General features: G+C 72.7%; 7 protein-coding genes. 3 read left to right on the top strand and 4 right to left on the bottom strand.

From position 1 onward, the window contains the following. The 3 genes from ABGB06_RS30950 to ABGB06_RS30940 form a co-directional block, all read left to right on the top strand. Positions 1-236 (top strand): 3-hydroxyacyl-CoA dehydrogenase family protein (locus ABGB06_RS30950; protein WP_347595684.1); only part of this gene is annotated, 236 nt, incomplete at its 5' end. Positions 237-336: 100 nt separating this feature from the next. Next, the gene (hppD, locus tag ABGB06_RS30945; protein ID WP_347595681.1) at positions 337-1,455 is read left to right on the top strand and encodes a 4-hydroxyphenylpyruvate dioxygenase; all 1,119 of its coding nucleotides are present in this window, start codon (positions 337-339) and stop codon (positions 1,453-1,455) included. Further along, positions 1,439-2,542, top strand: coding sequence for an alpha-hydroxy acid oxidase (locus tag ABGB06_RS30940; RefSeq protein WP_347595678.1), 1,104 nt, complete (start codon positions 1,439-1,441; stop codon positions 2,540-2,542). Before hppD ends, ABGB06_RS30940 begins: the two co-directional genes overlap by 17 nt. A 50-nt stretch (positions 2,543-2,592) precedes the next feature. Here the strand turns inward: ABGB06_RS30940 and ABGB06_RS30935 are convergent, their stop codons facing one another. The 4 genes from ABGB06_RS30935 to ABGB06_RS30920 all read right to left on the bottom strand — a co-directional run bounded on the left by ABGB06_RS30935 (position 2,593) and on the right by ABGB06_RS30920 (position 5,928). Then, positions 2,593-3,549 (bottom strand): metal-dependent hydrolase, encoded by a 957-nt coding sequence (locus tag ABGB06_RS30935; RefSeq protein ID WP_347595675.1) that lies wholly within the window; start codon positions 3,547-3,549, stop codon positions 2,593-2,595. Next, positions 3,546-3,809 (bottom strand): hypothetical protein, encoded by a 264-nt coding sequence (locus ABGB06_RS30930; RefSeq protein WP_347595672.1) that lies wholly within the window; start codon positions 3,807-3,809, stop codon positions 3,546-3,548. Before ABGB06_RS30930 ends, ABGB06_RS30935 begins: the two co-directional genes overlap by 4 nt. 323 nt (positions 3,810-4,132) lie before the next feature. Then, entirely contained in the window at positions 4,133-5,530 is a 1,398-nt protein-coding gene (locus tag ABGB06_RS30925; protein ID WP_347595669.1) for a glycoside hydrolase family 44 protein, read from the bottom strand. After that, entirely contained in the window at positions 5,527-5,928 is a 402-nt protein-coding gene (locus ABGB06_RS30920; RefSeq protein ID WP_347595666.1) for a hypothetical protein, read from the bottom strand. Before ABGB06_RS30920 ends, ABGB06_RS30925 begins: the two co-directional genes overlap by 4 nt. Between the last annotated feature and the right edge of the window lie 72 nt (positions 5,929-6,000).

Genomic DNA, 6,000 nt, shown 5'->3' with positions numbered 1-6,000 from the left:
GCCCCGCCACCGTCGACCGGATCTTCCGCGACTGCTTCGGCCACCCCACCGGGCCGCTGGCCACCGCCGACCTCATCGGCCTGGACACCATCGTCGACACCCTCAACGTCCTGCACGAACACACCTCGGACCCGCGCTTCCACCCCAGCCCGCTACTCCTGAAACTCGTCGCCCAGGGCCGCACCGGACGCAAACGAGCCGCAGGCTTCCACGACTACCCGACGGCCATGGGCTGAGCCCGACGGAGTGTCCAACTGCATGTCCAACTGATCAAAAACCAACGAGGCCGCTCGCAACTAGACTCCGAAAAGCCAATCCGATGAGGTGGACTCACTCATGGCGAAGTCGTCGCAACCCTTAACCCCCCTCGCCGATCTGGCGATCGACCATGTCGAGATGTACGTCGAGGACGTGGACGCGTCCGCCCGGCACTGGATCGACAGGTACGCCTTCACCCTGGTCGGCACCGGCGCCTCCGCCGACCACCGCAGCATCGCCCTGCGCCACGGCCGGATCGTCCTGCTGCTCACCCAGCCGACGTCGGACCGCCACCCCGGCACCGCCTACGTGGTCACCCACGGCGACGGCGTCGCCGACATCGCGCTGCGCACTCCCGACGTGCGCGCGGCGTTCGCGGTGGCGGCGGCCAACGGCGCCCGCGTGCACCGGGAGCCCACCGACCACCCGGACGCCGGTCAGGGACCCGCCGTCACGGCCGTGCTCGGCGGCTTCGGCGACGTGCTGCACACCCTCGTCGAGCGGGCGCCGGACGACGGACCGGGCCTCCCGGCGGGCATCGAGCCCGCGCCCGCCACCGACGCCGCGCCGGCCGACCCCGCCGCCGAGGCGATCGGCCTCGTCGAGATCGACCACGTCGCCGTGTGCCTGCCCACCGGGGACCTCGGCCCGACCGTCGCCTACTACCAGCGGGCGCTCGGGTTCGACGACATCTTCGAGGAGCACATCGTGGTGGGCTCCCAGGCCATGGAGTCCAAGGTGGTGCAGAGCCCGTCGGGCGCGGTCACCCTGACGCTGCTCCAGCCCGACTCCGCCGCGGACCCCGGGCAGATCGACGAGTTCATCGACAGCAACCAGGGCGCCGGCGTCCAGCACCTGGCGTTCTCCTCGCCGGACGCGGTCCGTTCGGTGCGCACCCTGGCCGGACGCGGCGTCACCTTCCTCAGCACGCCCGGCACCTACTACGACCTGCTCGGCCAGCGGATCGCGCTCAGCCCCGAGAAGGTCGCGGACCTGCGGTCGACCGGCGTGCTGGTCGACGAGGACCACGGCGGCCAGCTGTTCCAGATCTTCACCGCCTCGAACCACCCGCGGCACACGCTGTTCTTCGAGGTCATCGAGCGGCAGGGGGCCCGGACCTTCGGCAGCTCCAACATCAAGGCGCTCTACGAGGCCGTGGAACTGGAGCGGACGCAGCAACGTGAGCTCAGGAGGTGACCCCGGGGCGGGCGCGGCGCACTGCCTGGCGGACCTCGAACGCGCCGCCGCCGCCGCGCTGCCGCCCGATGTCTGGGACTTCCTCGCGGGCGGCAGCGGCGCCGAGACCACGCTCGACGCCAACCGGGCCGCGCTGAGTCGGGTCTTCCTGATCCCCCGGGCGCTGCGCGACGTCGCGCGGCGCACGACGGACACCACGCTGCTCGGCGCGCCCGCCCGGCTGCCGGTGGCCACCGCGCCCGTCGCGTACCAGCGGCTCTTCCACCCCGACGGCGAACTCGCCGTCGCCCGCGCGGCGAAGACGGCGGGCGTGCCGTTCACGGCGAGCACCCTGAGCAGCGTGCCGATCGAGGAACTCACCGCGGTCGGCGGGACCGTCTGGTTCCAGCTCTACTGGCTGCGCGACACCGCCCGGACGCTCGACCTGGTCCGGCGGGCCGAGGACGCCGGCTGCCGGGCCGTGGTGCTCACCGTGGACGTGCCGTGGATGGGCCGCCGGCTCCGGGACGTCCGCAACCGTTTCGCGCTGCCCGACCACGTGCGGGCCGCCAACGTCGCCACCGGCACGGCGGCGCACACCCGGCTCGCCGACGCCTCGGCGGTGGCCGCGCACACCGGCGAGGCGTTCTCCGCATCGCTCACCTGGGCGTCCGTGGAGACGTTGCGGAAACGCACCCGGCTCCCGCTGGTCCTGAAGGGCCTGCTCGCCCCCGAGGACGCCCGTCAGGCGGTGGAGTGCGGCGCCGACGCGGTCGTGGTCTCCAACCACGGCGGCCGGCAGCTCGACGGCGCCGTGCCCAGCATCGACGCGCTGCCCGACATCGCCCGCGTCGTCGGGGACCGCTGCGAGGTGCTGCTGGACAGCGGCGTGCGCGGCGGAACGGACGTGCTGCGGGCGCTCGCCCTCGGCGCCCACGGCGTGCTGCTGGGCCGCCCGGTGGCCTGGGGGCTGGCCACCGGCGGGGAGGCCGGGGTGTCCCGGGTGCTCGACCTGGTGGCCGACGAACTCCGCGACGCCATGGGCCTGGCCGGCTGCCCCACCCTCGACGACACCCGCCGCCTCCGCACCACCCGCACCCCGACCTGACCACCGTTGGCCGGAGCGCGCCGCCGCCACTGCGGCGGCGCGCCCGGGTCCTAGGCGCGGTCGGCGGGCGCGTCGTCCGCGACACGGGCCAGCGGGCGGTCGCCCTTCGCCGTGCCGGGCCGCGCCGGCCCGCCGGCCTTCTTCGTCCCCGCCGTCGGTTCGGGGGCCGCCCGGGCCCACAGGCGGCGGCCGACCAGGGCCCACAGCAGCCACGTGGTGACGACGAGGCCGGCCAGGCCGATGGTCGTCTGGAGCGCCAACTCGCCGGCCGAGGCGTGTTCCACCGTCGCCTTGTCCACCCAGTGCGGGCCGCCCCACGTCAGGTCCATCGGCGCGTCCTCCACCAACTGCGCCCAGATGGTCCAGCCGAAGATCCGGCAGGCGCCGTAGACGAAGGACGCCCGGTAGCAGGCCAGCATGACCCGGTCCGACACGTGCAGCCGGCGCCGCAGCCAGCCCCACGCCGGGTCCGACGGCACCACCTCGTCGAAGAAGTACCGGGCCCGCAGCGCCCGGAAGCCGAGCAGCACCAGGGCCAGCCAGAACAGGTCCCACACCAGGCCCAGGCTGCCGTAGTACGCCGCCGCGTCCCCGTAGCGCCCGGCCTGGGCCGCGTAGGCCCACATGCCGGTGCTGTAGTGCTGGGTGGTGAACGGGAAGAAGACCATCGTGCCGACGCTGTCGAAGACGTCCGTCAGCACGTGGGCCGAGGTGCCGATGAACAGCCCGAGTCCCCACTCCCGGCTCCTGAAGAGCCACAGCACCAGCAGGCCGATGACCACGCCGAACATCAGCGAGTGCGTGAACCCGGCCCCCGGCCAGCCCCGGTGGTAGTCCCAGGGGTCCTCCGGCTTGAAGACGAAGTTGCCGATCTGGATGCCGTAGACCGGCAGCTTGGTGAGCATGTCGGGGGAGAGGCAGCCGACCAGGATCGCCAGATACGACACCCTGACCTTCAGATGCTTGTGCAGCAGGTAGCTCTCCAGCTCGTGCGCGGCCCAGCTCACGGCAGCCGCCTCTCGGTGGCGCCGGCGGTGCCCTCGGCACCCGCGGTGCCCGCGGCGCCCTCCGCGCTCTCGGTGGCGGCCCGGCCGCGGCGGGCGTCGCAGAGTCGACCGACGACCGCGACGCACACGACGACGATGAGCGGGCCGATCACCCAGTTCAGCACCGGCGTGGTGAGCAGCGCCCCGCCGATGACGAGGACCGCCGCCGCCAGGGCGTAACCCGCCGCCTCGACGGGGCCGGTGCGATGTGTCTCTGACACCCCGTTACTTCCGTTTCTCTCCGCTCCCACCTACTCGCCCGTTCGCTTACTCGATAAGTACGGGGTAGGTATCGGAGCAGCCGGCGAAGCGGCCGGCCATCCATCGGATGAGGGACCCGGGCCTCCCCCCACGGGGCCCGGATCACCCTGGAAAGCTACGGTCGCCGCGCCGTCGTCGTCGTCACCAGCGCAGCCGAACTCCGGGCGTCCTCCTCAGGTACCACGACGTAGCCCGCCGGTACCGCGCACGGGCCGGCCGTCCGCCACACGACGGACGGCCCGGCCCGTGGGACGACCCGCGCTCAACGCGCCTGCCGCCGAGGTCAGTTCCGCCGGGTCGCCACGTCCACGACCGGGCGGACGCCGGCCGCGGGCTCGGCCGCGTCGGCCGCCGGGATCCGGGCCGGCGCGGGCGCCGAGTCCGCCACCGTCGGGACCGCGTCGCAGACCGACTCGTCGCCGGGCACGACCAGTTCGGTGATCGAGTTGGCGGGGAGGTCGAGCGTCGCCTGCCCGTCCACCAGCCGCTGGTCGGCCAGCCGCGAGATCGCCGTCGGGTCCGCCTCGCCGTACTGGTACACCTCGGCGGCCACCGCGCCCCGGTCGGCGCCGGCCAGGTAGAGCGGCACGGTGAGGTCGGTCTGCGACTTGTTGACGACCATCAGGGTCAGCGCGCCGTCCTCGCTCCGCTCGGCCGCGTAGACGCCCACCTGGTCCGGGTCGTCGCTGCTGGCCGGGATGGCGATGTCGCCGAACCCGGAGCCCTCGCCGTCGTAGTTCAGGTACATCCGGAAGGCGTACGCGCCCGGGTCGGTCGCCTGCGGCGGCGCCCACAGCGTCGCCAGGTCCAGGCCCTCCCGCCCGAAGATGCCCAGCACGTCCGCCTGCGCCAGCGCGCCGTTGACGGTGTCCAGCGCGCCGTAGTTGTACTCGGAGATGCCGATCTTCGTGCCCGGGTAGTTCTCCTCGACCAGCTCCCGCATCCGCGGGATCAGCGCCACCGGCTCGTTGATCCAGCTCTCGTCCACGTACTCCGGGTCCCACAGCTGGCGCGGCGAGCGCAGCCGCAGCTCCTGGGCCGCCGGATCGTCCGAACCGCTGGCCACGCCGGTGCCCTGCGGGTACCAGTGGTTGTCGTAGTAGTCGAGGATGCGCTGGCCGGTCTCCTCCTCGTAGGCCGCCAGCTGCGCCAGGTACCACTCGGCGAACGGCACGCCGCCGTGCGCCGCCCGGTCCGGCGGGTTCGACCAGCAGGAGCCGCCCTCCTCGTTGCAGGTCTTCTGGTCGAGCCCCGACATGAAGATCGAGTTCCAGCCCCAGCCGGTCGGGCCCAGGGTCTGCGCGCTGGGGTCGACCTCCTTGATCGCGCCGGCGATCTCGTAGGCGGCGTCCCTGATCTCGTCGTAGCTCGCGCCCTCCGGATGCACGTCGCGGTGCGTCTCGTGCCAGATGTCGGGCTCGTTGTCGAGGTTGTAGTACGCGACGCCGCCGTCCTCGGCGGTGCCGTACTTCCCCGTCAGGTACTCCACCCAGTCGGCCACGTAGTCGGCGCCGGCCGGGATGCTGGTGTCCGTCGGGTCGTTGCCGGTGATCCGGGTGCCGTCGGGCGCGATGCCGTTGCCGCAGTCCGGGGCCCATTCGTCGGTGGCCTGCTGCGGGCCGTACTTCTCGACGCTGAATCCGCAGGCCTTCTCCCGTTCCCTGGGGATCCAGCCGATCAACGGACGGTCATGATGGTGTCGGCGCCGGCGGCGAGGTCCTTCTCGACGAACTGGTTCGAGGTGGAGCCCTCGGGAAGCGCCGACGGGTCGGCGACCTCGTTCGGGATGTTCTCGAAGAACCAGTCGCTGGCCCGGTTGCTGGTGTCGTTGAGGTAGTTGAAGCGGGTGGTGGCGTTGCCGCCCCAACGGTCCACGGGCAGCTCCAGCTCCGCCAGCAGCGTCGGGTCGGCGAAGTTCATCCCGTAGATGTCCGGGCTGATCGGGTACCGGTCCGCGGTGAGGTCCACGGCGAGCGCCGGCCCTTCGGCCGCCGCGGCCTGCACGGGCAACGCACCCGCGGCGAGCGTGCTCGCGGCCACCAGGGCCATGGTGAGCAGGGGACGATGTCTGCGCTTCATGAGTACCGTCCTTGACGGGAGGTCGGGTGGGGGTTCATGGGAGCGCTCCCATTCGACGCAGCGTAGGCCCGC

The sequence above is a fragment of the Streptomyces sp. B6B3 genome, assembly GCF_039871525.1.
In the GTDB taxonomy this organism is placed as follows: Bacteria; Actinomycetota; Actinomycetes; order Streptomycetales; family Streptomycetaceae; genus Streptomyces.
This window is presented reverse-complemented; position numbering and strand designations above follow the sequence as displayed.